This window comes from Campylobacter sp. 1569 (assembly GCF_024723675.1).
GTDB classification, from domain to species: domain Bacteria; phylum Campylobacterota; class Campylobacteria; order Campylobacterales; family Campylobacteraceae; genus Campylobacter_D; species Campylobacter_D jejuni_C.
This window is the reverse complement of sequence record NZ_JANQDB010000036.1, coordinates 1-1,904: the sequence shown is the minus strand read 5'-3', so window position 1 is coordinate 1,904 and position 1,904 is coordinate 1. Positions and strand designations below refer to the sequence as shown.

General features: G+C 27.7%; 1 pseudogene. It reads left to right on the top strand.

Features of this window, described 5'->3' with window-relative positions:
• A pseudogene (locus CAMP5060_RS08015) lies at positions 1-1,904 on the top strand (hypothetical protein); the annotation flags it as partial.

The window sequence follows — 1,904 nt, the reverse complement described above, 5'->3', positions numbered from 1 at the left end:
GTGGGGAATTACGTCAATCTTGATTTAGCTAAAGTTAATTTTAATTCTAAAGAAAATCTTATTAGTGCAGATAAATCAGCTAGTGTTAGTATATCTACAGAAAATTATTATAATCAATTAAAAAATAATAAAAACGATCCATTTAAAAAATATGATTTTCAAAAAGGTAGTTATGGAAATGTAAAATCTAAAGATATAGATCAATTTGCTAGTATAGGTTCTGATAGAGATTGGTTTTTCTTTGCTAAAAGTTGGAATGAAGTAGATACATTTAAACTAGTCGATAAAGGAGTAGGTGAATATAGGCTTACTGACAATATAAGTTTTAAAGGAAACAATTACGCTAATTATTGTATAGATGGACTTGGCTGTACTAATATGATAGTTGGTGATAGTGCAGAAGTTGGATGGAATGAATATAAAAGATTTTCCAAAATATTTAATGGACAAGGATTTATACTTAGTGATATTAATATAGATATAAAAGATACTTCAAAAGAAGGAATTTTTACAATAGGCTTATTTGGAGCTTCAGAAGGAGCTATTTTTAAAAATGTAAAAGTTAATTATAATGGCTATATAAAGGCTGCATATAATAGTGGTGATTTAGGATTTATTGGGTCTTTTATAGGAGTAGCTAGGAATTCGAAATTTGAAAATATAGAAATAAGTGGTATTAAAAATTTTGAAGTATATGATACAAGAGGTGGTTGGTTGACAGGTAATATTGGTGGTTTTGCTGGTCTATCTAGCGGAAATACATTTTTTAATAACATATCTTTGCACGATTTTTTGAATATTTACCTGCATGATTTAAATAGTGCAACTTCAAAGTTTGGTGGATTTGTGGGCGAACTAAATAATAATTCTGTTTTAGAGAATATTTCTTTAAATGGTTTTAAAAGTGTTGATGTAAAAGGTTTTGCTGGTGGATTTGTGGGTGAGAGTGATAATAATGGCAAATACACATATGAAAATATTTTAATAAAAAACTTTGACACAATTAAAACAACAGGAGATCTAGGTGTTTTTGGTGGGTATCTTGGAGGAAAAACAACTATCAATAATGTGTATATAGATTTAAACAATGGCGAATTATATAGCAAGTATAGTTCTGTTGGTGGATTTGCTGGATCTATAAATGGTAATGGAAATTTTAAAAATATTCACATAAAAAATATAGGAAAGATTCAAGCAGGTGTAGCCGGTTCCTATGTTTTAGGTGTTGGTGGATTTGCTGGAAATATTGATAGTTTTAACGGGGTTTTAAAATTTAACAATATTGTTTTAGATAATATCAAGGAAATATCTGCTGATAAAGGTAATGTTGGTGGATTTGTTGGAAACGTTGAAAATGCTGATTTTTCTAATATATCTATAAATAATATATGTAGAATTTCTAGTAATCAAGATGGAACTGGAGTAGGAGGATTTATTGGATTTATAGATGCTAGAAATGGAGATGTAAATATTGGTTTTAAAGATATTGCTTTAAATTTTAATTCTAAAGGGTTGATTCAAGGTGGAGATATTGGTGGATTTATTGGAAATATTATTAATGGGAAAGATTATAATGATAATTACTACAGAACAAATTTAGATTTTTCAAATATACATATTTATTTTGATCCAAATTTTTCTATACAATACAATGGTATGGGAAAAGGAAAATTTGTAGGTTATTACAATCAAAACTATAATACCTTTAATTTTAAAGATAAAATTAATTTCTATGCTAATGAAAATATTTTTAATGGAGCAACAACCGATAAGTCTCTGTGGAATAATTTTACTACCTTATCCCCAAATGAGAATGTATTTAAAAATAATACAAAAAATATCACTAAAGCAATCAATGTAAGTGTTATTTCGCCTGAATTCACACGCCCTGAAGAAATTCCTGA